We start from the raw sequence: 26,408 nt of genomic DNA, 5'->3' as shown, positions 1-26,408 counted from the left end.
CCTTTTAAAATTATTTTTAGTGTGTGAAAAAGGTCTCACATCTTAACAAAATCTAAATATCTGATTTTATTTAAGTTGACGGATAAAATTGCAACTGGTATTATCTGTGTTGAGAATGATAAAAAAATTCTCTAATGAATAAGCAACACCCGTACAGACATTTTATCGGATGTCTGAATTATTAACTAAAATACTTTGAAAGTCAAACTATTTTACTTAAATTTAAACAAAAAAGTGGTGTTTAAGCAAGTTCTTTTTAATTTGATAGTCAAAACAATAGTGGAGGTGCACGATGAAACGAGTTGTAATAACAGGAATGGGAGCAGTGACTCCTTTAGGAAATACTGTGAAAGAGTATTGGCAAAATCTAGTCAATGGAAAATTAGGAATCGCTAAAATTACTAAATTTGATTCTGAAGATACAGGTGTGGCACTTGCAGGCGAAGTGAAAGACTTTGACCCAAGTGAAGTTCTTGATCGTAAAGAACAAAAGCGGATGGATTTATTTTCTCAGTATGGGGTAGTCGCTGCGATGGAAGCGTGGAATATGAGTGGTTTAACGCAAGATACAATCGATCCCAAGCGTTTTGGTGTAATTGTCGGTAGTGGGATCGGCGGTATGACAACGTTACAAGATCAAGTCAGAGTCATGGATAAAAAAGGAGCTAAACGAGTAACACCTTTCTTTGTACCAATGGTGATCGCAAACATGGCTTCAGGAAATATTTCAATCAAATTAGGAGCAAAAGGCCCCTCTCAAACAATCGTGACAGCCTGTGCTTCAGCGACGAATGCTATCGGTGAGGCATTCCGTACAATCAAATACGGTTTAGCTGATATGATGATCACAGGTGGGACAGAAGCGACGATTTGTGAAATCGGTATTGCTGGTTTTGCCGCTTTGAGTGCGTTGAATACGACAGAAGATCCAACAAGAGCATCGATTCCGTTTGATAAAGAAAGACATGGTTTTGTAATGGGTGAAGGTGCTGGCATGTTGATGTTAGAAGAATTAGAGCACGCGCAAAAACGCGGTGCAACGATTCTAGGTGAAATCGTAGGTTACGGTAGTAATTGTGATGCTAGTCATATGACAGCACCGTTGAAAGACGGTAGTGGTGCGGCAGATGCTATCGAATTAGCTTTAGCAGAAGCGGCAATTGATGCTTCTGCTGTAGGGTATGTCAATGCTCATGGTACGTCAACACCAGCCAACGATGCCGCAGAAACAGCTGCATTGAAACGAGTGTTTGGCGAACGTGCCTATGATATTCCAGTTTCAAGCACAAAAAGTATGACAGGTCACCTTTTGGGAGCCGCTGGAGGAATTGAAGCAATTGCTTGTGTGAAAACGTTACAAGAAGGTGTTGCACATCCAACAGTAGGCTATGAAGTAGCTGATCCAGAATGTGATTTAGATTATGTAACAGATGGCTCACGCCCCGTACAAGCAGAATATGCGATCAGCAATTCGTTTGGCTTTGGCGGTCATAATGGCGTTATTTGTATGAAAAAATGGGAGGAAAACTAACAATGACAAGATTAATGAATGCAACAGAAATTATGGAAATGATTCCAAACCGTTACCCAATTTGCTTTATCGACTATGTGGATGAAATCATCACGGACAAAAAAATTATTGCGACAAAAAACGTAACGATCAACGAAGAATTCTTCCAAGGACATTTCCCTGGAAACCCAACAATGCCAGGTGTTTTGATTATTGAAGCACTAGCACAAGTTGGATCGATTTTAATTTTGAAAATGGATCAATTTAAAGGTGAAACAGCTTATATTGGTGGAATTAATAAAGCAAAATTTCGTCAAAAAGTAGTGCCTGGTGATGTGTTGAAACTACATTTTGAAATCGTGAAAATCAGAGATTATGTAGGAATCGGGAAAGCTACAGCTTTTGTTGAAGATAAAAAAGTTTGTGAATGCGAATTGACATTTATTGTAGGTAGATAATAGAGAGTAAAAGACGAAAAGCCGTAAAGGGAAGCCCTTTTTCGGCTTTTTTTTGTTTGATAATGGCTATCAAATTTTGGAGTATATTTTTATTATACAGTAGATTTAATCTTAAAAATCGAATTTTTTTTTGCTTAAATTGAGTGACTAAGTAGCTATTACATATGATACACTATTAAAAAAGGAGGAATTTTATGAAAAAGAAAACTATTATGGGTGTGTTGTTAAGTACAGTGGTGTTAGTTGTTGGTATTTCCTATTCGGTAAAAAACGCGGTACAGGCTTCAGATACAACACCAGTGACGAACACAAACGCTGTGATTGATTATTATTATCAAGCTGAGACTGAGAGACCATCATTTAACTTGGAAGGTAGGAAACAAAGCCTTGCCCCGTTAACTGTCAATCATTATGTAGATCCGGCTTCAAATGATGGTGATTTTTATCTATTTAAGCAGGAGCAATATTTTGATATAGGGAACGATTTTGTATTTAACCCTAAGGACCATTACTTAAATTTTGATTTTACTGAATGGGATCCTGATTATTCTCATAATGATTTAGCATCAGATGAACCATTTAGAATACGCAGAGAATCAAAAAATAGGACGATAAATTATTACTACGTTGCTGAAATAGAGACACCCTCATTTCGTTTAGATGAAAATGATCCGAAACGTAAGAGTGTGCTCACTCAGTTAACAGTAAATCATTACGTTGATGGTGGTCTTGAACGTGCCTACTTATATATGCAAGAACAATATTTTAATGTAGGAAGTGGGATGAAGTTTGATCCTAAAGATCACTACTTAAACTTTGATTTTACCGAATGGAATCCTGAATATTCCCATAATAATCTAAGTTCAGATAAACCATTTTTAATTGGCGATCATGCTAAATTAGGTGAGTATTGATCAAAAATAAAAGATAGGTCCGATTATAAAAATAGTAATCTAACTGAGACAATAAATGACGACTAAAGTGTTATTTATTGTCTCAGTTTTTTTGTGCAATATTGGAGCCATAGAAATTTTATTTCTGTTTTACTTTTAGCAGCGTAAAAATTGAAACACGGCTAAAGTGACTAATGGTACAACTCATACAATTTTAACGCCAATTGCAGTGCAAAGGTATTTTTTTCTTGATCTAGATCAACTGGCAGTAGCCCTTTGATTTTGTCAATTCGATAAAGTAACGTATTTCGATGGATAAACAACCCTCTTGAAGTTGTTGCGATATTCAAATGATGCGCTAAATAAGCCTTTAATGTTGGAGTGAAACTTGTGTTATTCTCTCGATCATAGGTCAATAGGGTATCTAAATAGTGTGTGTAGAATTTTTTTCCCTGTTCCTTTGAAATCGAATCAACTAAAAAGGAATCAAAGTAAAAGTCATTAAAAAAATAGATTTTCTCTTCTCTTAAGTCATCCTCAAGCAATTGGATGACTTTTTTTGCTTCATCAAAACTTTGAGATAATTCAAGGATCGGCAACGTTGAACCAATCGTACAAAATATTTCCCGTTCAGAGTGACCCTGTTGTTCCAAATACATACGGATTCGTTCAGCAGTATCAGAAATTTCATTATGAGTTTTTAATGTACTTAATTTTGGATCGGTGCCTAACAGCATAACTAACTGATTTTTACGGCTAAACAAGTGAAGCTGTGGAAAACGGGTGGCTGTGTAGGTTGTTAGTGATGATAATAAGCTTTTCATTAGTCGATCTTCTGACTGCTTCTTTTTCATCAAAGAATCCGATTCGTGACCGAATGTTTGTATCGAAAAAATCAAAACTGTATAGTTTAAGCTTGGGTCAATCGTTGTATCATAAGCAGCTAAAGCCTCTAGATTTTTGATTTGACCTGTTAATAATTGATCGAAGAAATCACGACGAATCCGATTTTCCGTCCGTTCAATTTCAAAAATCCGCATTTGCTCTAATGCAAATGCCATCGAACCATTTTCTAAAGCAACATAATCAAGGTCGGTTAATGGTCGTTCTATTTGATAAACCAAAATGAAGCCGTAATGAATCGTATCAAAGTAAACAGGCATGATCACGCAAGGGTATTCTTGTTCATCCAATAGAATACCTCGAGTGATCGGCTTTTGAATACGCTCAAAATTTGTTGGTAAATCAGTAAAAATTTGAATAGGGAATGGACATGTATCATCGGACTTTTTGATAGACCCTTGGATCAGCGGTTGTTTATAATCACTGACAGCTAATACCGTCCAGTCTGTATCAACTAAGACAACAGGATTATTGACCATTTCTGCTAATCCCAAAGCAATTTTGCTCATGCCACCACCATGGAGCGAGATTTCAAAAAATTGTGAATGGATATCTAAAGAAGCTTGGTTCAGCTCATTCATCCGTCCAGAAATTTCTGCCATGACAGTATTCATTATTTTTGAAAATGCGATCCCATAAGGAATTTCAATAATAGGAAGAGAGAGTTCATCAGCTAAATTCCTCATAGATTCAGGAATCCCTTTTAAGTAAATATGTGGTTTGATACAAATTGCAGAACAATTGATTTCTTTAAAACGTTGAATAAAGCGTTTTTGGATTTCGGCATTTTCACTGAAAAAATACCCAGAAGTAATCAGTAGTTCTCCAGCTGACAACCAGTCTGAAGCGTCAGGATTATCTAAAATATTTACACCGGTGATCTTATTTTCAAGCCCTTTTGAACCAGCGACGAGTTGAAACGATTTGAAAGGAGCAAGTTGCAGGAAGTTTTTGACTGTTAGCATGATACACCATCTTTCTAGTTTGTGATCTTGTTTTCTTAACTATACGATAATTGGTTAAAGTGTACAACTGAGAAAGAAAATATTCGGCTACTCTATCTGTATATGAAAAGGCTTACTTAGTGTAAATTGAGTAGTGTAAAGAAGATAAACGATTGAGGAAGTGAATAAGATGCGTACGTATCAATCCCTGTCAGGAACTCGAAATTTCATATCTGAGATTCAAAATCAGTCATGGAAAGGAGCAGTGCATAGTACGTTTAATCGAACAATAAATATAATTTGTGATTCAGGAGAACTGTACACCATAGCGGCAGAGGAATTGGACAATGCGCCCAATACATTGAGAGTAACTGACTTTTTTTACAATCGGCCTCAAATACGTATAAAAACCCCAGTTTATTCCCAAAAAGGACTATTAATGATTGGGGAAACAGCAGCAATTGAGAGTCAAAGTGCGAGTGAGTGGTATTATCCGGAAATTGAATTTCCAAAGAAGTCTGAGTATTCAAGGATCGAAAAACGATTAGCCCAACTGAATCAATGGTTAATCCAATTGGAAAATACCGGTGGCTATTTATTAAACAAGACACAAGCAACAACATACGAAAAAACAATACACGTGATGCTTTGGCAAGAATCAGAACAATTATTGGTGTACTTGAAGGAGAAGCAGCTGTTTCAAGCGATGAGACAATTAAATCGGGTGATTGGATTAGGTCCGGGTTTGACTCCTTCAGGTGATGATTTCTTAGTTGGATTAGCACTCATTTTTACCACCGTTAATTATCCGTACCATTCATTCAAACAATGGTTGTTCAATAGCCGAAATGAGTTGAAAAAACGAACGAATATTATCAGTTTTTCCACATTAGATTGGGCGATCAAAGGGATAGCTAGAGAACGGATCGGTTGTTTCTTGAAGGAGTTATTTTATGGCGAAAGCGAGGCAGTTTTGAAAGAGAAAATGTTTGCAGTATTGGCAATCGGCTCAACATCTGGTGGTGATATATTGGCAGGCATGTTGGCAGGAATTAAACTGACGTTGGAAAGTGTAAAGTGAACTGTTTTTATTGAATGTTATCTAGCAATGCAGGCTAGTCTCTCGGAAAAAAGATAACTAATAAATGAGGCAAAAAACACCTCAGTTATTAGTTTCTATTTTTCATTCGAGACTAAACGAGCCCGCTATGCTTTTAGTTTATCTAGCAATGCAGGCTAGTCTCTCGAAAAAAAGATAACTAATAAATGAGGCAAAAAACACTTCAGTTATTAGTTCCTATTTTTCATTCGAGACTAAACGAGCCCGCTATGCTTTTATATTAAGGAGGAACGCAAATGGCAATCAGTATTAAAATTCAACCCAATACGTATATTGACTCTGTCTCTTTGATGGCACTATCAACAAAAGCTAATCAGTTAGCTGGAGTCGATCAAGCAATTATTGCGATGGCAACCGAAATGAATAAAGAAGTGATGAAAAATGTTGGTTTATTTACAGATGAAATTGCTCAAGCTCAAACGAGTGATTTAATTATCGCTTTAGAGGCTAAAGACGAACAGGAATCAGCTGACTTGATTCAAAAAATCGAAACGTTGATGACTGAAAAAAAAGAAAAGACTGCTAATCAAACGACCGAAAGCTTTACTACGATTGAAACGGCGAAAAAGGCTATTCCAGAAGCGAATATAGCCGTAATTTCCGTCAACGGTCAATATGCTGCTCGTGAAGCTAGAAAAGCGTTGAACAATGATCTACATGTGATGATGTTTAGCGACAACGTGAGTGTAGAGGAAGAAATCGAATTAAAAGATCTAGCTCATGAAAAAGGTTTATTAATGATGGGTCCGGATTGTGGAACGGCAATTATCAACAACGTTGGCTTATGTTTTGCGAACAATGTCCGAAAAGGGAGCATAGGGATTGTTGGAGCTTCTGGCACAGGAAGTCAAGAAATCAGTGTTCGAATCCATGAATTTGGTGAAGGGATTTCTCAATTGATTGGGATTGGTGGACGAGACCTCAGTGAAGCGGTTGGTGGAAAAATGATGTTGGATGCGATTGATGCAATGGATGCAGATGAAGATACAAAAGTGATCGTGCTGATTTCTAAACCGCCAGCAAAAGTGGTGGAAGAAAAAATCCTTGCTAGAGCTAGAATAGCGGATAAACCTGTTGTTATTTGGTTTATTGGTAGTGAAACACGAGAAAATGAAGAAGGTATTTACTTTGAAAAAATGTCTAAATCCGCAGCTTTAAGAGCTGTTACTTTAGCAGGAATCGATCAAAATAGTTTGGATGTTCATCCGTTGAATTTACCTTTGATCGAGGAAGTTCGAGGGAAATTGAATTCAGAACAAAAATACATTCGTGGGTTATTCACAGGGGGAACGCTCTGTGATGAAGCGATGTTTACTGCAAAAGAACGTTTTTCTGATGTATATAGCAATATCGCAACGGATCAAGAATATCTTTTGCACTTTGGTGATAGGAGTAAAGTACACACATTTATTGATTTTGGTGCAGATGAATTTACCAATGGCAAACCCCACCCAATGATTGATCCATCTAATCGAATTGCTCGTTTTACAGAAGAAGCAGCTGATCCTACAGTTGGTGTGATTCTAATGGATTTTGTACTAGGATATGGCGCTCATTCAGATCCAGTCGGTGTGATGATTCCGGCAATGAAAGCAGCGAAAGAACAAGCGGCAGCAAAAGGGAGACATTTAGAAATCATCGGCTATGTCTTAGGGACAGATTCAGATAAACAAAACATCAATGAACAAGTCGAGAAATTGACTTCAATTGGTGCAACATATGCCAGTAGCAGTCAAAATGCTGGCTTACTAGCAAGAGAATTTGTTGTGAAAGGAGCAGAAAAATGAGTAAAATCACTGAATTATTTCAAGAAGAACCTGTTATTATCAATCTTGGTATTGAATCATTTCAAGAAGAATTGGCCGAACAACAAGTCAAAGCGACTTATTTAAATTGGGCCCCTCCAGGACGAGGCAAAGCCAACATTTTAGCCGCTTTAGAGAAAATCGAAACACCTGAAAATTTAGAAAAAATCAAAAATGCAAATGAAGAAGCGGTGCATCGTATCATTTCTTCTCAAATTTCGCTGAGTGGCTACGATCAAGCTATCAATGTTGTACCAGGTATGACTAAAAATACGATTTTACATGCGGGACCACCGATTACTTGGGATAAAATGAATGGTCCGATGAAAGGTGCAGTCAAAGGCGCATTGGTCTTTGAAGGCTTAGCGAAAGACTTAGAAGATGCGGAACAAGTTGCAGCTTCTGGTGAAATCATTTTCTCACCATGCCACGAACATCAATGTGTCGGTTCAATGGCAGGCGTAACCTCAGCGTCTATGTATATGCATATCGTGGAAAATAAAACATACGGCAACGTGGCTTTTACCAATCTAAGTGAACAAATGTCAAAAATTTTACGGATGGGTGCTAATGATGATAGTGTGATCGAACGCTTGATTTGGATGCGGGATGTTTTTGGTCCAATTTTACGTGACGCTATGAAATTATGTACTGATGGTATCGATTTAAAACATATGCTGGCTCAAGCGCTGCATATGGGAGATGAATGCCACAATCGCAATAATGCTGGCACGACATTACTGATTCAAGCGTTGACGCCTTATATTATTCAAACAGAACATTCTATCGAAGAAATGAAGGAAGTATTTGACTTTGTTGCTAGCAGTGATTATTTTTCAGGACCAACTTGGATGGCAATGTGTAAAGCAGCGTTAGATTCAGCAGTTGGTATTCCCTATAGTACAGTCGTTACAACAATGGCGAGAAATGGCACGGAATTTGGTATTCACATTAGCGGTATTGAAGGGAATCCATGGTTTGTTGGACCTTCTCAAAAAGTTATCGGTCCGATGTTTGCAGGTTACAAGCCAGAAGATGCTGGACTTGATATTGGAGATAGTGCAATCACTGAAACTTACGGAATAGGGGGCTTTGCAATGGCTGCCGCTCCGGCAATCGTCGCTTTAGTCGGTGGGACGATTGAAGATGCTCTACGTTTTTCTACGGAAATGCAAGGAATCACAACCGCAGAAAATCCAAATATCACGATCCCAACATTAGACTTCATGGGTGTTCCATCAGGGATCGATAGTTTAAAAGTCATCCAAACCAATACATTACCAATCATCAACACAGCAATTGCTCATAAAGAAGCCGGAATCGGAATGATTGGAGCGGGCATCACTCACCCACCGATGGAAGCTTTTGAAAAAGCCATTATTGCATTTAGTGAACAACTATAAAAAGTAGAAAGGAGAGAAATCATGGATACAACAAAAGTAGATCAAACCTTATTCCAAGCAATCAAATTAGAGCAAACGGAACAGGTTCAGCAATTATTAAACGAAGGTTGTGATGTGTCGGTGACTGATGAGTGGGGACGTTCCCCGTTGATGGTAGCGGTGCAATCTAATCATTTGTCTATGGTCAAAGAATTGCTGATTTTTGGTGCAGATGTAAATCAGCGTGACCACACACTACTTACACCTTTCATTTGTGCGGCGGCTAATGGATTTGATGACATCGTTAGTGCAATCATTCAATCAGGACGCGCGGATTTAGCTTCTGTCAATCGTTTTGGCGGCACAGCCTTGCTTCCCTCTAGCGAAAAAGGTTATTTAAGAACTGTTCAGCTGTGTCTGGCAGCAGGTGTTCCTGTTAATCATGTTAATCGTTTAAGCTGGTCAGCGTTGTTAGAAGCTGTTATTTTAGGTGATGGTGGTTTCTTATATCAAGATGTGATTCGTGAATTAATTCAACATCATGCGGACATCGCTCAAATAGATGATACTGGGAAAAATGCGCATGATTATGCGAAAGAAACAGCTAATGAAAAATTAATCTCTATTGTAGAAAAACAAGAAGTCGAAGAGTTGATTTTTCACGAGGTACGAACCTATTTGAGAAAAGGAAAACTGAATCAGGCCCTTAACGTATTAGAAGCACAAGATCAAACGAATTTAGAAGTTCTTTATTATTTAGGCTATACGTACCAACGCTTAAAAGACTATCCTACAGCAATCGATTATTATAAAAAAGGCTTGGAACAAGATGAGCAATTTGCTTTCTATATCGGAAATAGTTATCGGATGATAGGAGAGATAGACCGCGCATTGCAAATTTATGATCAAGCAATCAAAACAGATCAGGGCTTCTTTTATCGTTATCATAAATCTAATTTTTTAAGAGAGTTAGGTCGCCATGAAGAAGCTGTCAAATTGATGGCTGATTTGTTAAAAGACTATCCTAGACGAGTTGATTTTTATTTTCACAAAGCAAACAGTTTACGTAGTTTGAATCGGCATCAAGAAGCCATCGAAGCCATGGAACGAGCGATTCAACTCAATCCAGAAAATCCATTATTTTCAGAACACCGTGCACAATCACTTCAGTTAGTAAAAAACTAAAGAAATGTATTGGAGGAAAAGACAATGGAATCAGTAGAAAAACAAGTCATTACGGACGCACCGACCTACTCAGCAGAATTATTGCCAAAAACAGGGGCAGATAAAAATTGGGGAATCTTCAACTATGTCACTTTATGGATGGGCGCAGTTCACAATATTCTTTCTTATATGACTGTAGCTGGTTTTTTCTTATTAGGTTTAAATACGAAACAAGTGCTAGCCGCCGTAATGTTGTCTGCTGTGATCGTCTCAATTTTCTATGTACTAAACGGGATTGCATCCGCTAAATATGGGTTGCCATTTCCGATGTTGTTACGCTCGGTTTTCGGTGTAAAAGGAGCAATCATTCCGTCGCTATGTCGTGGGTTGATTGCAGGTGTCGTTTTCTTTGGAACACAGAGTGTGGTAAGTGCTCAGTCTTTAGATGTTTTATTCAGCCGTATTTTTCCTAATTATATGAATATTGGCGGTGGGATGACGATTCTTGGAATGCCTGCTCCAACGATGCTGAGCTATTTGATTGTTTGGTGTGTAACTGTTGCTCTATTCTTAGGTGGAACGAAAGTTTTGGATAAATTCGGTAACTGGTCTTCACCGATTGTTTATGTGTTTATTATAGGTGCGGCTGTGTGGACAATTCAAATTGCTGGTGGTTTTGGTCCCATTTTAGCGTATACACCTGCCAATGCAACAACTAGCCCAATTGTTTTTATTGCCTGTGTGAGTGCATTAGTTTCAAATTGGGCAGGGCCAATCGTTAATATCGGCGACTTTACTCAAAAAGCGAAAACGTCAAAATCAATGATCATTGGATTGCCACTTGGCTTTATTCTTTCTTATATCTTGTTTGCAATTACATGTGTAGGGTTGATTGCAGGCACTCAAATCGCGTTTGGAGAACCGATTTTTAACATTGTCAATGCCTTTGATAAAATCGATAACACCTTTGCAGTCTTTGTTTTGATTCTAGCTTTGAATATGGGTGCATTAGCCTTTGTCGTTTTTGGAAATTTATTCCCGGCAGGCTTGCAAATGTCATCCTTATTTCCAAAAATTTTAGATGTGAAAAAAGCAGGTGTTTTAACAGCTATCATTGGTACGATGATTTTACCTTGGAAATTAGTAGAAAATGCATCGACATTATTTTATTTTTATAGTTTTATTGGATCGATGTTTGGACCAATTGCAGGAATTATGCTAGCGAGTTTTTATATTGAGCATAAACAAGTACTCAATTTGGACAACATTTACGTTGAAAATGGTAATCTTGGAGAGTTCAAATCAGGCTATAACAAAAAGGCGATGATTACTTTAGCGACTAGTTTTGTAATTACGATGTCAGGTGCCTTTTTACAATCAATTCCGTTTTTGAAAACGATCAATGATTTTGCCTTCTTTTCAGGATTGATCTTTTCGTTTGTTGTGTATAGTGTTCTTAGCAAAGTGGTGAAAGACTAACTATAAGAAGTCAAGTAAAGAATAAAAGAATTAGTCCAAAATTTAATAACAAAAAAGTGCATAACAAATAAGAGAAAGCAAAGGTATTTTTTTGAGTTACATTCGTATTTCGTAAGGTTCGTTCTTTTTGAGAATCGCATGAACGATGTAACATAACTTTCTGGAAACTGCTCCAAGAGCTGTGAGGTGGTGTTTCCCTTCAGAACGTTTCTTTTCGTAGAAGGCTTTAAGAACAGGATCATGTTGTACTGCAATTAAAGCAGCTGAAAATAAGGCTTTTCTAAGATAAGGGGAACCACGTTTACTCATAACGTTATGTGTTGCTTGATATTGACCAGACTGAGAAACAGTCGCGTCTAGACCAGCGTATGCGACTAATTTTGTAGGATTGGAAAATTTACTAATGTCTCCAATTTCCCCAAGAATAGTAGCGCCATTGATTGGTCCGATTCCTGGGATCGTTTCAATGACAGAATGCAGAATAACCATGATTTTTTTGATTTCAGTTTCAGTATCTTTAATTTGGGCTTCCAGAAATTTAAGTTGTTCAATCATTGATCGTAATTGGAAAGTAAAGGTCTCTTGAGCAAAAGTAATACCAAAAGATCGACTCGCAGCACTTTTTAAGGCATTGGCTTTATCTATCCCTAAACGATTGTGACTCGCTTCTTTAAGTAGTTTCGCAAGAGTATTCGCAGAGATATCATGGAGTGTTTCAGGAGAACTAAATTCAAGTAAAATTTCTTTGGATGCTTTACCAAAAACACCTGATTTACCGAATACTGAGTCATACTCAGGGAAAACTTGGTCTAATACGGCAATGATTTTACGTTTAAAGTCACTCGCTGTCCCAACTAGATAAGTACGATAACGGGAAAGCTGTTTAAGAGAAAAAATATTTTCATCAGAGAGTGTCGTTTCAACAAAGGAACCGAAGCGAATCAGATCTGCAATTAAAACTGAATCAATAATATCATTCTTACGTTTACGAATTTCTGTCCCTTTACGCCACCCATCCGTTTGGATGGGGTTAAGAACATGAATTAAAAACTCTTTTTCATGTAAGTATGAAAAAACCGTTAACCAATAATGACCGGTAGCTTCCATACCTACAGTAAAATCATCTGATGAAGAAGAAAAATCATGAATTTTTCCAAGTAATTTTTCTCCACCTTCAATGGTATTCGGAAAAGAAAATCCTTTAAGAACAACCTTTCCTTCATCATTCATGATTGAAGCAACATGGGAACGTTTCCCAATATCAATTCCAATGTAGAACATAATTATACCGCCTTCATAAGGATTTGGATTGAAATCCACTCAACTGAAAAGCGTTACTACCTTGTTCTAGATACGGAGTAAAGCTAGAAGGCTTTCAACATCTAACTCATTCGTAAACAGCTAAACAGAGAGAGGTGTCAGTCTTTCGATGACGAGTTCATAGACTCAAGGAGAAAACGACATAGCCTCTCAATCCAGTAATTATATTATCTCAAATTTATTGAGTTAATACCTAATGAAAAATAACAATGGTTCATAAGGTTATCCACTAAAATCGGAAGATTAAAACCTTAAATATAATATACAAGGAGAAAAAGCATGAACTATATGAAAATGGCAGCAGATGCAACTGTTGTTGGAATGGAAAATAAATTTGGTGGTCCATTTGGCGCAACACTCGTTAGAAAAGGTGAGGTGATCGTTTCAGTCAGTAATACGATGATGCGAGATACTGACCCATCCGCGCATGCAGAAATGGTTGCTGTGCGTGAGGCTTGTAAAAAGTTAGAGACAATGGACTTATCAGATTGCGAAATTTATGCAACATGTGAACCTTGTCCAATGTGTGTTGGCGCTATTTTATGGGCAGGGATCAAAACGGTCTATTATTCAAATACTAGAGAAGATGCTGCAAAACATGGTTTTTCGGATATGCATTTGCGAAACTATCTTGATGGTACTGATAAATCATCGTTAGCAATGATTCATACAGGCGGATGTCCGGAGTGTGATTCTTTATGGGAAATGTTTGATAAAATCAATTTGAATGATGTGGAGAAGGAAAGGTAGTATACTTTTACGGCCTCTATCTATCTGAATTTTATGTGATTGGGATATGACTCAACGAGTTATCACTCAATCACTTTTTTTGTCAAATGAGATTTTCCGATGTTTTACTGCAAAAAAATGAATCCAAACAACGTATTCTCTAGAATATCCGCTAGTAATCTGCTACAATGGTTGAGAAGAATTTTTTTAAGAAGGATCTCTAATTTAGAGGCACTACACTAACGTTTCGATCAGACTTTTCGGTCGAACCTTAAAGAAAGAGGAGAAAACAACATGATAGCAGTAAGTGATCTTAAAGCAGGTATGACTTTTGAACAAGACGGCAAATTAATCCGTGTAATGGATGCTAGCCATCACAAACCTGGTAAAGGAAACACGGTTATGCGTATGAAATTGAAAGATGTTCGTACAGGCGCTACAACGGACACAACGATGCGTCCAGACGATAAAGTCAAGAAAGCTTTTATCGAAAGCAAACCAGTTCAATATTTATACAGCCAAGATGATACAGCTAATTTTATGGATTTAGAAACATATGAACAGTATGAAATTCCAACTTCTGTGATTGAGTATGAATTAAAGTATCTTTTAGAAAATATGGAAGTAAAAATCCAATTTTACGGATCAGAAGTAATTGGGATCACACTTCCAACAACAGTTGTCTTGAAAGTAAAAGAAACGCAACCATCGATTAAAGGTGCGACTGTTTCTGGTTCAGGTAAACCCGCAATTATGGAAACAGGTTTAGTAGTAAACGTTCCTGATTTTATCGAAGCGGATGAATCATTAGAAATCAATACACAAGAAGGTACGTATCTAAAACGTGCATCAAAATAAGATAAATGAAATAGCTGGCAGGTGAGAAATCAATCTGTCAGTTTTTTATTGTGCTTGTCAGGTAGGAATCCTTCCATAACTACTAATTCTAGTTGGCATGGTACAATAAGTTATGTATTTTTATATAGAGAAAGGGAGAGAAATATGGGTTTTCTATTAACATTGTGTCTGGTCTTATTATTTACAAAACTTGCTGGGCATTTTTGTAATCGAGTGGGGGTTCCTTCTGTCATTGGGGAATTGTTAGTCGGTATTTTGATTGGACCAGCCTTATTAGGTTGGATCAAACCAGATGACTTTATGCATTATTTTTCAGAAATCGGTGTTATTATTTTAATGTTTATTGCAGGGTTGGAAAGTGACTTGGAATTATTGAAAAAATATTGGCGGCCGGCCTTATCAGTCGCACTTTTAGGGATAGTATTTCCTGCGGCGATGGGTTTTGGTGTTGGGGAAATGTTTCAGTTTTCCGTTCAAAATTCGATTTTCCTAGGGGTTCTTTTTAGTGCTACATCCGTTAGTATTTCGGTTCAAGTACTTAAAGATTTAAAAAAAATAGACAGTGAAGAAGGAGCGACCATTCTTGGCGCGGCCGTTGTCGATGATATCGTTGTGGTGTTGATCTTAGGAATCATGTTGAGCTTGATGAATCGCTCTACGCCAGGAGGAAGTTTACCGATGTGGGAAGTGTTACTACTGAAAGTTTTCTTCTTTGTTGTGATTTTTGCGGCCAGCAAATGGCTTGTACCTTGGCTTTTGAACTTGAGTAAAAAATTGATTGCGATAGAAGCTGTTTCTGCGATTTCCTTAGTGATTTGTTTAGGTTTTGCCTATTTTGCAGAGATGTTGGACATGGGAGCGATCATCGGAGCCTTTTTTGCTGGGGTAGCAATTGCTCAGACTGATTATCGTAAGCGAGTAGACGAAAAACTAGAGACAATTGGGTATACCGTATTTATTCCGATGTTTTTTGTTTCTATTGGGTTGAATATGACATTTGCCGGTATGTCGAAGCATTTTCTTTTTATTGTCGTTTTAACGGTTGTTGCAGTGTTATCGAAATTATTAGGTGGTGCTTTAGGTGCCCGTGTCACTGGGTTCAAAGGCATTTCTACAATGATTATCGGCTCAGGAATGGTTTCTCGTGGTGAAATGGCATTGATCATTGCTCAAGTAGGCTTGACCTCAAGTTTTCTTTCAGAAGAGTATTATTCATCTGTGATCATTGTTATTATCGCTACGACGATCATTGCCCCATTGTTGTTAAAAGCAACGATCATGAAACAAGAAAAACAACTTCAGTATTAGAATAAAAAAAGTTTCTGCCAAAGCCGAATAGAATGCGCTTTGGCAGAAACTTTTTTTAGTGGACAGAACCCATTAATTTTTTGATTGGTTTCTTTGAAAGAATCAGTAGAATACCAGCGATGACCGCTACAATTCCGACGATACCGAAGTACGCTGATTCAGTTTGAGGTGTATAAAAACGTGCGATTTGAGCATTGATTGCTTGTGAAGCGGCATCCGCTAACAACCAAATCGCCACTGTTTGTGATTCAAAAGCTTTAGGCGCAAGCTTTGTTGTAATCGATAGTCCAACGGGTGAAATGCACATTTCCCCTACGATCATAATGAAGAAACTAAAGAATAACCATAAAGGACTAACTCGTGTATCCGTTCCGTAAAGTAATCCTGGCAGCATTAAAAGGACAAAAGAAAGACCAGCAAAAACCAATCCTAATGAAAATTTGACTACGGTTGATGGTTGTCTTTTCCCTAATCTTGTCCATAATGTCACGAAAACAGGCGTTAAAACAACTACAAAAATCGGATTTAATGATTGGAACCAACTAGGAGCAATTGAAAACCCAAATAAGGTATCATTTGTCCGTTCATTTGCAAATAATGCTAAAATTGAAGAGCCTTGTTCTTCTAATGACCAAAAAACGATTCCTGCTAGAAACAATGGAATGTAACCAAGAACTCTCGGTTTTTCCTCTGCCGTTACGTTTTTAGAGGTTAACATTTTGATAAAATAGTAGACAGGTAACAAAATACCCAGCACACTAACACTATTGATAAAGAAACCAATTGTTAAATGCCCCATCATAAAGGCTCCGCCAAAAAGTACGATGACAAAGACAAGTGCCATCAATAACGAGCGTTTGAATGCTTTGCGTTCTTCCGTTCCAATCGGATTCGTTGGTTTTAAGCCGATACTTGCTAATGATTTTTTACCTTGTAAATAATATTGCAGTAAACCAAAAAACATACCAAATGCTGCTACAGAGAACCCAACATGATAGTTATAGGTTTGACCTAATGTTCCCACTATGAATGGTGCCAGTAATGCGCCGATGTTGATACCCATGTAAAAAATAGAAAAGCCGGCATCTCGGCGTGTATCTGTTTTTGAATAAAGATGACCAACCATACCGGAGACGTTCGGTTTTAACATCCCTGTACCGATTACGATCAATAGGATAGAAAGAAATAATGCAGCAATCCCAAATGGTGTCGCTAGAACGATGTGACCGACCATGATGAATACGCCGCCGAAAAAGACTGTTTTTCTAGCACCCAGCACTCGGTCAGAGAGCCAGCCGCCAACAATACTGGACATAAAAACAAGAGATCCATAAATCGACATGATTGCCAAAGCTGTTTCTTTGGGTAACCCTAAACCGCCGTTTGCGACCGTATCATAGATATAGTACAGTAGAATTGCCCGCATACCATAGTAACTAAATCTTTCCCACATCTCAGTAAAGAAGAGTGTAGACAATCCTTTTGGCTGACCCAAAAATGACTTGTCTAACTGCTGCTCGTCCATAAAAAATAACCTCAATTCTTTTTAATATTCAGAAAATTCATTTAACCTAGTGTTTCTGAAAAAAGTATATAGAGAACATTTTAAACCTTTTCTCTTTTAAACATCATAAATTTTCATGAATAGACTATAAGAAAAATGGTATTTTTATTCATTTTTTTTTCATAATATGAATAGAAAGGAAGTTGGCTATGAAAATAATAGCTCAAAGACAGCAAGAATGGAGTGCATTGAAATATTTGATTTTGTCAAAATCTCAAAGCGATTATAGAGCAATCAGAAAATTATTTACGGATGATAAGTGGGATGAAGGAAAAGAACGGGCATTTCGAAGCTATTTGCAACACGCACTAGCTGAGCCACCAAAAAAAGGCAATCTTCTAAACGCGTATCAACATGTTTGGGGATATTTTAAAAACAAAGCATCAGAGACAGAACGTCAAAAATATGAAGAGTTGCTCAAAACATTTTCTGTAGATCATGATACATTACTCTCTTTTTTAAAAGAACTCACGTTAAAATATCAAGAACAATATCTACTACAGTCAAAACTTCTTTTTCCAAAAGAAGAAAAATAACTAAATGAATGAAAAAGCGATTCAGACAACGGATTTTTATCATAAGTTCGTTATAAATGTTTGAATTCGCTTTTTTTACATGTATAAATATATTTTTTTGTCAATACACGAATATTTATCGCTTGAATAAAAAAAACATATTGAAATTAGATGGAAAAATGAGTATACTAAATCAGTGGAAAAACGAACGAGGAGTGTATAAATGAACAAGAATGTTCCGTATTTTATCGTAGCACCTGGAATGATTTTATTATTATTTTTCTTAATGATTCCTTTGGCGACAAGTATTTTACCAACTATTTTTTCAGATCAAGGGGTGACATTGAGCAGCTACCTCGATTTTTTTAAAGACGACTATAACATGTCGATCTTTTGGCGCACGATTAGAGTTTCATTGATCGTTACGTTTATTTCAATTTTATTAGGGATTCCAACCGCTTATTATATCGCTGGAGTTAGTAAAAAATGGCGTGGGATTTTAATGGCGATGACCTTGTTTCCGTTGTTGACTAATTCAGTAATTCGTAGTTTTGCTTGGATCAACATTTTAGGAAAAACTGGTGTAATCAACACATTGTTGTTGAAAACAGGTTTGATCGCTGCTCCTCTGAATTTATTATATACAGAGTTTGCAATTATTATTGGCTCTGTTTATCTTTTTTTACCAACGATGATTATGACGCTTGTGGGCGTGATGGAAAATATCGAAGGGGAAATGCTAGAAGCCGCTGAAACGTTAGGGGCAAGTCCATTCACAGCATTTCGGAAAGTTGTTTTACCGCTTTCTATTCCAGGAACGATCGTTGGTAGTATCTTGGTTTTTACCGGGACACTGACAGCCTATACAACACCTCAATTGTTAGGTGGAAATCAGAAAATGATGATGTCGACCTTTTTATATCAAAAGGCCAATACCATAGGAGATTGGAATGCAGCGAGTGTTTTAGCCTTGATCATGATTGTTGTAACATTGATCGTTATGAAAGGCTTAGACATAGTAGCCAAAAAAGTTGATAGGAGAGAAGCAAACAATGCGTAAACAAAAAGGGATGACGTTGATTGCGATCCTAGTATTTTTATTTTTATTCTTACCACTTTGCTTGATTGTTGTGACGTCTTTTGGGACAGCCGCAGCAATTCAGTTTCCGATAAAAGGATTTACTTTAGATTGGTATGCAAAAGCGTTGCAGTCAGATACGTTTGTGAGCAGTTTTAAATTAAGTTTAATGATTGGTGTATTAGCAACCGTTTTAGCATTGGTTGTTGGGATTCCAGCATCATATGCCTTAGCACGTTATTCAGTTAGAGGACGAAACTTTATTAAAAGCTTCTTTTTATCCCCAACTGTGATTCCGGGAATCGTTGTTGGATACACATTATTTCAATACATTGTCATCAAATTAGGCTTACCGATTTTTCAAGGGTTATTGATTGGGCACTTTCTAATCAGTTTACCGTATATTATTCGAGTAGTTGGTTCAAGCATGGAGCAGTTGGACTATTCGATGGAAGAAGTTGCTTGGACTCTAGGGTGTACGAAAACAAGGGCATTTATTCAAATCGTTTTACCAAATGTCTCTTCAGGCATATTTGCAGCCTTTATGTTAGCTTTTGTAAATTCATTCAATAATGTTCCAGTGTCGATGTTCTTATCTGGACCAGGAGTGACCATGTTGCCAACTTCTTTACTTAGTTACATGGAATACAATTATGATCCAACTGTTTCAGCCATTTCGGTAATGTTGATGTTACTTACAATGGGCTTGATGTTTTTGATCGAAAAAACATTAGGATTAGCTTCGATTGCGTAAATAAAAGAGAAAGCAATCGTATATTTCGGACTTAATAGGTAGAAAGAGGAGAAAATTTTGACTTTTGTTGATTTAAAAGAGATACGTGTCAGTTATGACGGCAAACAAGATATATTAAAAGATTTGAGCATTTCAATGGAAAAAGGGGAGTTAGTTTCACTCCTTGGGCCAAGTGGTTGTGGCAAAACAACAACGCTTCGAGTAATCGCAGGATTGATCAAACCAAACGACGGCAGTTTTACATTAGATGAAGATGACTTGACGAAAGTACCTGTGCATAAACGGAATTTTGGCATGGTATTTCAAAGCTATGCATTATTTCCACATCTGACGATTGCAGAAAATGTGGCATTTGGATTGAAATTAAGAAAAGAATCAAAGGGTAATACAAAAGAAAAAGTCGAAAAAATGCTTGAGGTCTGTGGATTAGAAAATCTTGGTGATCGTTATCCTAAGCAACTTTCAGGTGGACAAAGACAGCGTGTAGCTTTAGCTCGGGCCTTGATTATTGAACCAAAATTATTATTATTAGATGAACCATTAAGTAATTTAGATGCAAAATTAAGAGTAGCCATGAGGATCGAAATCAAACGAATCCAGCAGCAATTAGGTATAACAACAGTATTTGTGACCCACGATCAAGAAGAATGTTTTTCTATTTCAGATAAAGTCGCAATCATGAATAACGGCGTGATCGAGCAATACGATTCGCCAGAAAAAATTTATCGTTTACCAAGAACAAAATTTGTAGCACAGTTTATCGGGTTTGAAAATTTCTTTGCTGTGACAAAAAACGCGGAAGGTCAATATAAAAGTGAAAACGGTCAGTTATTCACTACGACTAATCCACAACCAACGGCAACTGAGACGGTTGCAACGATCCGTCCAGAAGACATTGAAATTGTGCAAGAACCAACGCACGAATCTGTTGAAGGGATGGTCGCAATCAGAACCTTCTTAGGAAAAAGTTATCAGTATGAAGTAACAACACCACTTGGAAAATTATTAGTCAATGGCACAAGTGAACAGATCTATGAAACAGGAGATAAAATCAATTTAGCTTTTCCAGCAGATAAACTAGTTATTTTAGAAAAATAAACGATAAGATGAAGGGGAATAAATAAAATGAAAAAGAAACTACTGATTGGCGTTTTAGCAACAGCAACTTTATTAATGGCAGCTTGTGGCAATAGCGAAGCGAATACGAAAGAAGAAAGCAAAAGCGGTAGTAAATCACTTGTTGTTTCTACTTTTGGTTTAAGTGAAGATATTGTAAAAAAAGATATTATTGCTCCTTTCGAAAAAGTAAACGATGCAAAAGTGACATTAGAAGTTGGTAATAGTGCAGATCGCTATACAAAACTATTGAATAACCCCAATGCTGGAATCGATGTGATCGAATTAGCGCAAGCCAATGCCACACAAGGTGACAAGGAAGATCTTTTTGAAAAAATCACAGAAAAAGAAGTACCAAATATTAAAGAGTTAACAGCTGGAGCAAAAGAAGTCTACGAAAGTGGAGCAGGTATTCCAATCGCAGTTAATAGCGTAGGAATTGTTTACAACAAAGAAAAAGTCGGCAAAGAAATCACAAGCTGGGATGATTTATGGTCGTCTGATCTTAAAGGGAAAATTTCTGTTCCAGACATTTCTACAACAGCAGGCCCCTTGATGTTATACATTGCTAGTGATCATGCAGGTGTTGATATTACAACAGATAAAGGCAAAGCAGCCTTTAATGCAATGAAAGAGTTAAAACCAAATGTGGTTAAGACATATTCAAAATCATCAGATCTAGCCAACATGTTCCAATCAGGTGAAATTGAGGTAGCGGTTGTTGCTGATTTTGCGGTTGATATCATTCAAGGTGCTTCTAAAGACGCAACGTACGTTGTTCCTGAAAGTGGCACCTACGCAAACTTTAATACAATCAACGTACCGAAAAGTTCTAAAAACAAAGAATTGGCTTATACATTCGTTAACGATCGTATCAGTGAAGCGTCACAAAAAGCAAAAGCCGTTTCATTAAATGAAGGTCCAACCAACAGCAAAGTAACACTTGATGAAAAACAAGCAGAAAATAAAACATACGGTAAAGTAGCGGATCGAGCAAAAACAGTTGATTTTTCATTCATTAATGACAACTTATCTAAATGGGTCGATCAATGGAACCGTACAATGAATCAATAAACAAGTGAGAAGGGCGATAAGTATGAACGTAGATATGATCATTCAAGACGTTTTGGTTTTCCAAACGTCAACACAATCTTTTATCAAGAAAAATGTCTCCATCAAAGATGGAAAATTTTATTATATCAGTAACGCAGAGCTAGATCACTTGACGCCTGAAACAATCATCAAAGCCGAGAATCAGTATATGATTCCCGGCTTGATTGATGCCCATATGCATATTGAAAGTTCGATGACAACACCGACGATTTTTTCAAAAGCAGTATTACGCTATGGGGTAACAACAGTTGTAGCAGATGCTCATGAGATGGCCAATGTCTTTGGTTTAGATGGCTTAGAGGAATTTATGAAGGCAGAAACTGAGCTGGATATTTTTCATGCGATTCCGTCTTCTGTTCCTTCAACAACACCAGAACTAGAAACAACGGGTGGTATTATCGGACTTGCTGAAGTGGCAGCGCTGTTGAAGCATCCTAAAATCGTCTGTTTAGGTGAAGCGATGAATTTCAAAGGAATTGCCTATGAACCAGAGTCTTTGATTCGCCAAATCATTGATCTATGTAAAAAAGAACGGCCGACGATGCCCTTAGAAGGCCATTGTCCAAAAATTTATGATGAAGAGCTGGCAGCCTTTTTATTTAGCGGAATCACTTCAGATCATACACATCAATTTCCAGAATCCTTAAAAGAAAAAATTGAGGCCGGTGTTTTTATCCAATTCCAAAATAAATCGATCACACCGGAAAATATGAAGGTTATTGTAGAAAATGATTTTTATGAATATGCCAGTATTATCACAGATGATGTAATGGCGGATGACTTGCTCCAAGGTCATTTAAACGAGAACTTGAAAAAGGCGGTAAAAGCAGGTTTACCGATTGAAAAAGCAATTTATATGACGACCTACACACCAGCGAGACGGATGGGTTTTCACGATCGTGGGGAAATCGCGCCGGGACGAAATGCTGATTTTATTTTATTAAATAATTTAGAAACGTTGACGTTTGATGCTGTTTATAAATCAGGCAAAAAGGTTTATGAAAAAGGAGCAGAAATCGAATATCCTGCTGTAATTGAGTCATTTCCAGAAGAGTATAAGCAATCAGTTCATTGCAAACCACTTACGGTTTCTGATTTAGTGATCAAAGTGGCAACGAACAAAGAATATGTCCGCTGTAATGTGATTCAAAAACAAGAAGTAGGAACATTCACTGAACGGATCACCAAAGAAATTCCCGTGAAAGATGGGATTTTACAATGGCAAGAAGCTAACTGCGCTTTATTGATTGTAATGGAAAGATACGGTAAAAATGGCAATATTTCCATATCACTAATGGATAAACCAATCACTGAAAAAGGCGCAATTGCAACTACTTGGGCACATGATCATCATAATGTAATGGTTATGGGCAATAATGTAGAGGATATTGTGACAGCGCAAAATGAATTAATCATGATCCAAGGTGGCTACATTGTTGTTTCAAAAGGAGTTATCACAGGGAAATGTCCTTTGCCAATCGGCGGAATCCTCTCCCAAGCACCAATTGAAGAGCTAGGCAGCGACTTACAAAAAGTCCGTGCAAGTATGCAAGCGTTAGGCTACAAAAACATGAATGAAATCATGTCTTTTTCTACATTATCTCTACCTGTTTCACCGGCTATCAAGGTGACAGATATGGGAATGATGAATACAAAAACACAAGAATTTTACCCATTGATTTTTCCAGAAGATGGAGTATTGCTGAATGAAGACTCTCATTAAAAATGTGCATATCCTTTCAATGGATGATTATTTTTCAGAAGTTAAAGATGGATTTGTAATGATTGAAGATGATCTAATTACAAAAATCGGTCATGTTTCTGAACTTGTTTCAGTCACTAGTCCTGCTGATAACGTAATCGATGGAAAAAGTGGGTTGTTGATTCCAGGTCTGATCAATACGCATACACATGCAGGGATGATCCCGTTTCGTTCTTTAGGAGATGATGTTCCAGATCGACTGCGTCGCTTTTTATTTCCTTTAGAGCAACATATGACAAAAGAGTTGGTAAGAGCCAGTACTGATTATGCGATTGCAGAGATGTTATTGAGTGGTGTGACGGCGTTTTGTGATATGTACTATTTTGAAGATGAGGTAGCTAAAAGTTGTAAAGAAATGGGAATCCGAGCATTAGTTGGCGAAACTATTATTGATATGCCAACTTGTGATAGTTCTAAACCGTCTGGTGGCTATGAATATTGCGAAACATTTTTAGAAAAATGGCAGAACGATTCGTTAGTAACACCGATCATTGCACCACATGCGCCTAATACAAATGATCTAGAAACGCTAAAGAAAATCGTGGCGCTTAGCGAAAAATACAATGCCCCGATTACGATGCACGTATCTGAAATGACTTATGAAGTGGAAGAGTTTCAAAAAAAATATAACCAAACACCAATAGAATTTTTACAAACATTAGGGTACTTTGAACGTGACTTTATTTTAGCTCATTGCATTTTAACAACCGAAAATGATTTAGACATCATTGCGTCCTCAAAAGGAAAAGCTCGCGTCGCTCATTGCATTGGTGCGAATACCAAATCAGCAAAAGGGGTAGCATCTGTCAAACAAATGCTCGAAAAAAATATCGTGGTAGGTTTAGGAACAGATGGACCAAGTAGTGGGAATACTCTAGACTTATTTAGTCAAATGCGTCTGTTTGCTAATTTTCATAAAACCCATAATCAGGATCGCGCTCTTTTTCCTGCAAAAGAGATTGTCCGTCTCGCAACAATAGGTGGTGCAGAAACGTTAGGTCTAGCAGATCAGGTTGGCTCGATTGAAATCGGAAAAAAAGCAGATTTAACTTTAATCGAAACGGAGTCTGTTAATATGTTCCCCATTTTCGATCCGTACTCAGCCATTGTCTACTCAGCTAACGCCAGTAACGTAGATTCGGTTTGGGTCAATGGTCGCCAATTAATTAGTGAGAAAAAAATGATTGAACAAGGGTTGGAAAAAATCAAAGAAACGCTGTATCGTGAAATGGAAAACTTCGTTATAGAAGCAAAAAAATTATAATAAAAAACAAGCAGGAATAAAACCTATTACGTTTTATTCCTGCTTGTTTTTATTTTGATACGTAAGTTTCAATCGGTTTTTGATAGTTCTCCCAATCGTTTTTCCCTTCATTGAAATACTTCGCTAAGAGAAAGCCGATATAAGGTCCGGTTGTCAGCCCAGAAGACCCTAAACCACTAGCCACAACGGCTGTGGGATTATCAGGTAAATAATTGAAAAAAGGAGCAAAATCGGATGTATAGGCGCGTGTCCCGACACGATAATTCGCAGGATTGGTTTCGAAAAAAGCCGCCTCATTCAGAAAAGGAACTGTTTTTTGTTGTAGTAAAGAAAACGCCTCTTTCGTTGGTGTTAAATCAAAGCCACCATCATTTTCATGTGTTGCACCGACTAAGATTTGTCCATCTTCAAACGGAATCAAATCACTTTCGCCATCTAACATCGCGACTGGCCAACTGCCGCTGTTTTTGAAGGATGTTTCAAAAGCTAATAGCTGCCCTTTTTGTGCTCTAATATCCGTGGAATATCCAAGCGGATTTAACAATGAAGGCAATCCTGGTCCAGCACATAGTGCAATTGCATCATATTGTTCTGTTTCGTTAGGTGTCTGAACAAGCCAATGTTCCTGTGTTCGACTAAGTTTGGCTGTGTCAGTCTTTATGGTGATCATTTTGGTTAGCGCACGTTGTCTTAATGTTTCCAAGTAGCTAGCACCGTCTAATTTTCCACCGCCTGTGATAAATAAGGCTGGCTGTGCTTTTAATAAAGGTAGTTTTTCTGTGACTTGCTCTGCTGACAATAAGTGAATGTCTCCGATTTCAGGTGCATCCTGTTTTCTTTCTTTTGCTAGTTGCATAAGTGATCCAAGTTCACCGTCTTTTCGAAGAATCAGGGTACCGGTTTGCTGATAAACAGTATGTGGTAGAGAAAAGTCCTGTACTAATTTCGGATAAAATGCAGCCCCGTCTTTAGCTAGTTGATACCATTTTTTATTGCGGCGTTTTGAAAGCCAAGGGGAGATGATGCCAGCACTAGCTTTAGTAGCTTGTCCAACAGGATTGTCATACACGGTTACGCTATATTTTGTTAAATCAATGTAGTTGGCTAAGGTCAAACCAATGATTCCGCCGCCTATGATCGCTAATTTTTTCATGAGTAACTCCTTTTATATCTTTATGAAATCAAGTAATTCATTTTCACATAAGTTTGTAGAGGATGCAAGGAATTTTGAAGGCTAATGCGCTGGATATTATGTCTATAAAAATAAAATTCGGTAAAAGAATAACTTGAAAATAATGAGAAAACGCTAATTTTTTATGGTATGATAATGAGTGTTATATTTTTTTAAATAAATGTCGATCATATAGGA

Annotated in this window: 22 protein-coding genes; 18 read left to right on the top strand and 4 right to left on the bottom strand. The window is 37.3% G+C overall.

The window, feature by feature from the left end; translation table 11 throughout:
- The first annotated feature begins 292 nt into the window (after nucleotides 1-292).
- The 3 genes from fabF to IGJ02_RS14605 all read left to right on the top strand — a co-directional run bounded on the left by fabF (nucleotide 293) and on the right by IGJ02_RS14605 (nucleotide 2,882).
- Nucleotides 293-1,531, top strand: coding sequence for a beta-ketoacyl-ACP synthase II (gene fabF, locus IGJ02_RS14615; protein ID WP_430602498.1), 1,239 nt, complete (start codon nucleotides 293-295; stop codon nucleotides 1,529-1,531).
- A 2-nt stretch (nucleotides 1,532-1,533) separates the two neighbouring features.
- Nucleotides 1,534-1,968: a 3-hydroxyacyl-ACP dehydratase FabZ gene (gene fabZ / locus IGJ02_RS14610; RefSeq protein WP_010762460.1), complete on the top strand. Its 435-nt coding sequence runs from the start codon at nucleotides 1,534-1,536 to the stop codon at nucleotides 1,966-1,968.
- A 194-nt stretch (nucleotides 1,969-2,162) separates the two neighbouring features.
- Nucleotides 2,163-2,882 (top strand): hypothetical protein, encoded by a 720-nt coding sequence (locus IGJ02_RS14605; protein WP_010762461.1) that lies wholly within the window; start codon nucleotides 2,163-2,165, stop codon nucleotides 2,880-2,882.
- A gap of 170 nt (nucleotides 2,883-3,052) precedes the next feature.
- Here the strand turns inward: IGJ02_RS14605 and IGJ02_RS14600 are convergent, their stop codons facing one another.
- Nucleotides 3,053-4,729: a PucR family transcriptional regulator gene (locus tag IGJ02_RS14600; protein WP_430602497.1), complete on the bottom strand. Its 1,677-nt coding sequence runs from the start codon at nucleotides 4,727-4,729 to the stop codon at nucleotides 3,053-3,055.
- A gap of 169 nt (nucleotides 4,730-4,898) precedes the next feature.
- On the opposite strand from IGJ02_RS14600, the gene IGJ02_RS14595 reads away from it, so the two are divergent.
- The 5 genes from IGJ02_RS14595 (at nucleotide 4,899) to IGJ02_RS14575 (ending at nucleotide 11,658) form a co-directional block, all read left to right on the top strand.
- Nucleotides 4,899-5,789 carry a DUF2877 domain-containing protein gene (locus tag IGJ02_RS14595; protein ID WP_010762463.1) on the top strand — a complete coding sequence of 297 codons (891 nt, stop codon included), beginning with the start codon at nucleotides 4,899-4,901 and terminating at the stop codon, nucleotides 5,787-5,789.
- A gap of 275 nt (nucleotides 5,790-6,064) precedes the next feature.
- Entirely contained in the window at nucleotides 6,065-7,615 is a 1,551-nt protein-coding gene (fdrA, locus tag IGJ02_RS14590; RefSeq protein WP_430602496.1) for an acyl-CoA synthetase FdrA, read from the top strand.
- A complete protein-coding gene (locus IGJ02_RS14585; protein ID WP_430602495.1) occupies nucleotides 7,612-9,036 on the top strand; it encodes a DUF1116 domain-containing protein in 1,425 nt (474 codons plus the stop codon). Before fdrA ends, IGJ02_RS14585 begins: the two co-directional genes overlap by 4 nt.
- A 21-nt stretch (nucleotides 9,037-9,057) precedes the next feature.
- Complete coding sequence (locus tag IGJ02_RS14580; protein WP_430602494.1) at nucleotides 9,058-10,200, top strand: ankyrin repeat domain-containing protein; 1,143 nt, start codon at nucleotides 9,058-9,060, stop codon at nucleotides 10,198-10,200.
- A 24-nt stretch (nucleotides 10,201-10,224) separates the two neighbouring features.
- Nucleotides 10,225-11,658 (top strand): cytosine permease, encoded by a 1,434-nt coding sequence (locus IGJ02_RS14575; RefSeq protein WP_430602493.1) that lies wholly within the window; start codon nucleotides 10,225-10,227, stop codon nucleotides 11,656-11,658.
- A gap of 96 nt (nucleotides 11,659-11,754) precedes the next feature.
- Here the strand turns inward: IGJ02_RS14575 and IGJ02_RS14570 are convergent, their stop codons facing one another.
- Nucleotides 11,755-12,939 carry an IS110 family transposase gene (locus IGJ02_RS14570; protein WP_430602100.1) on the bottom strand — a complete coding sequence of 395 codons (1,185 nt, stop codon included), beginning with the start codon at nucleotides 12,937-12,939 and terminating at the stop codon, nucleotides 11,755-11,757.
- 318 nt (nucleotides 12,940-13,257) lie between these two features.
- On the opposite strand from IGJ02_RS14570, the gene IGJ02_RS14565 reads away from it, so the two are divergent.
- The 3 genes from IGJ02_RS14565 (at nucleotide 13,258) to IGJ02_RS14555 (ending at nucleotide 15,873) form a co-directional block, all read left to right on the top strand.
- Nucleotides 13,258-13,728 (top strand): nucleoside deaminase, encoded by a 471-nt coding sequence (locus tag IGJ02_RS14565; protein ID WP_430602492.1) that lies wholly within the window; start codon nucleotides 13,258-13,260, stop codon nucleotides 13,726-13,728.
- A 273-nt stretch (nucleotides 13,729-14,001) separates the two neighbouring features.
- Nucleotides 14,002-14,565, top strand: a complete 564-nt coding sequence (efp, locus tag IGJ02_RS14560) for an elongation factor P (RefSeq protein ID WP_010762469.1) — start codon at nucleotides 14,002-14,004, stop codon at nucleotides 14,563-14,565.
- Between the two features lie 144 nt (nucleotides 14,566-14,709).
- Entirely contained in the window at nucleotides 14,710-15,873 is a 1,164-nt protein-coding gene (locus tag IGJ02_RS14555) for a cation:proton antiporter (RefSeq protein ID WP_010762470.1), read from the top strand.
- Nucleotides 15,874-15,928: 55 nt separating this feature from the next.
- Here the strand turns inward: IGJ02_RS14555 and IGJ02_RS14550 are convergent, their stop codons facing one another.
- Nucleotides 15,929-17,398, bottom strand: a complete 1,470-nt coding sequence (locus IGJ02_RS14550) for a peptide MFS transporter (protein ID WP_430602491.1) — start codon at nucleotides 17,396-17,398, stop codon at nucleotides 15,929-15,931.
- 188 nt (nucleotides 17,399-17,586) lie between these two features.
- On the opposite strand from IGJ02_RS14550, the gene IGJ02_RS14545 reads away from it, so the two are divergent.
- The 7 genes from IGJ02_RS14545 (at nucleotide 17,587) to IGJ02_RS14515 (ending at nucleotide 25,039) form a co-directional block, all read left to right on the top strand.
- A complete protein-coding gene (locus IGJ02_RS14545; RefSeq protein WP_430602490.1) occupies nucleotides 17,587-17,973 on the top strand; it encodes a YbgA family protein in 387 nt (128 codons plus the stop codon).
- 202 nt (nucleotides 17,974-18,175) lie between these two features.
- Nucleotides 18,176-19,012 carry an ABC transporter permease gene (locus tag IGJ02_RS14540; RefSeq protein ID WP_010762473.1) on the top strand — a complete coding sequence of 279 codons (837 nt, stop codon included), beginning with the start codon at nucleotides 18,176-18,178 and terminating at the stop codon, nucleotides 19,010-19,012.
- Entirely contained in the window at nucleotides 19,005-19,784 is a 780-nt protein-coding gene (locus IGJ02_RS14535) for an ABC transporter permease (RefSeq protein WP_430602489.1), read from the top strand. The genes IGJ02_RS14540 and IGJ02_RS14535 overlap by 8 nt, the downstream gene beginning before the upstream one ends.
- 57 nt (nucleotides 19,785-19,841) lie before the next feature.
- Complete coding sequence (locus IGJ02_RS14530) at nucleotides 19,842-20,882, top strand: ABC transporter ATP-binding protein (protein ID WP_430602488.1); 1,041 nt, start codon at nucleotides 19,842-19,844, stop codon at nucleotides 20,880-20,882.
- 27 nt (nucleotides 20,883-20,909) lie between these two features.
- Nucleotides 20,910-21,974, top strand: a complete 1,065-nt coding sequence (locus tag IGJ02_RS14525; protein ID WP_430602487.1) for an ABC transporter substrate-binding protein — start codon at nucleotides 20,910-20,912, stop codon at nucleotides 21,972-21,974.
- A gap of 22 nt (nucleotides 21,975-21,996) precedes the next feature.
- Nucleotides 21,997-23,736, top strand: coding sequence for an adenine deaminase C-terminal domain-containing protein (locus tag IGJ02_RS14520; protein WP_430602486.1), 1,740 nt, complete (start codon nucleotides 21,997-21,999; stop codon nucleotides 23,734-23,736).
- Entirely contained in the window at nucleotides 23,720-25,039 is a 1,320-nt protein-coding gene (locus IGJ02_RS14515) for an amidohydrolase (RefSeq protein ID WP_430602485.1), read from the top strand. Before IGJ02_RS14520 ends, IGJ02_RS14515 begins: the two co-directional genes overlap by 17 nt.
- Nucleotides 25,040-25,088: 49 nt before the next feature.
- On the opposite strand, the gene IGJ02_RS14510 is transcribed toward IGJ02_RS14515, so the two are convergent.
- Nucleotides 25,089-26,192, bottom strand: coding sequence for an NAD(P)/FAD-dependent oxidoreductase (locus IGJ02_RS14510; RefSeq protein WP_010762479.1), 1,104 nt, complete (start codon nucleotides 26,190-26,192; stop codon nucleotides 25,089-25,091).
- Nucleotides 26,193-26,408: the final 216 nt, after the last annotated feature.

The organism is Enterococcus sp. DIV0724b (assembly GCF_050531475.1).
GTDB classification, from domain to species: domain Bacteria; phylum Bacillota; class Bacilli; order Lactobacillales; family Enterococcaceae; genus Enterococcus_L; species Enterococcus_L haemoperoxidus.
Note: the sequence above shows the minus strand (reverse complement) of the source record. Positions and strands in the feature narration are given on the sequence as shown.